At 39.5% G+C, this 276-nt stretch carries 1 pseudogene; it reads right to left on the bottom strand.

The features are described from left to right. Nucleotide 1 precedes the first annotated feature (1 nt). Nucleotides 2-276: pseudogene (locus AAEY88_RS13360) on the bottom strand (hypothetical protein); the annotation flags it as partial.

Raw genomic sequence — 276 nt, 5'->3', positions numbered from 1 at the left:
ATCAAAGTGACTTCAACCAGTGTTTCACTTTGGTGCGATTATTATTGTCACGACTTTGCTTAATTAATTCATCATCAGCTTTAATTTGACTCGTTTTAGCCAAACGGTCATAGAGCAAAACATTCACAGATGCAGCTAAATTCATACACCCTACAGTCGGTACATACACAACATCATCAGCAGCATCAATTAATTGCTGTGGAATAGTGCCGTCTTCCGGACCGAATATATAAAAGGCATTATCTGGATGAATAAATAAAGGCAACGGCGTCGCCC

Origin of the sequence: Psychrobacter sp. CAL346-MNA-CIBAN-0220 (assembly GCF_040309805.1) — a bacterium.
Taxonomy (GTDB): domain Bacteria; phylum Pseudomonadota; class Gammaproteobacteria; order Pseudomonadales; family Moraxellaceae; genus Psychrobacter.
The sequence above is the reverse complement of the archived record's forward strand: the minus strand, read 5'-3'. Positions and strand labels throughout refer to the sequence as shown.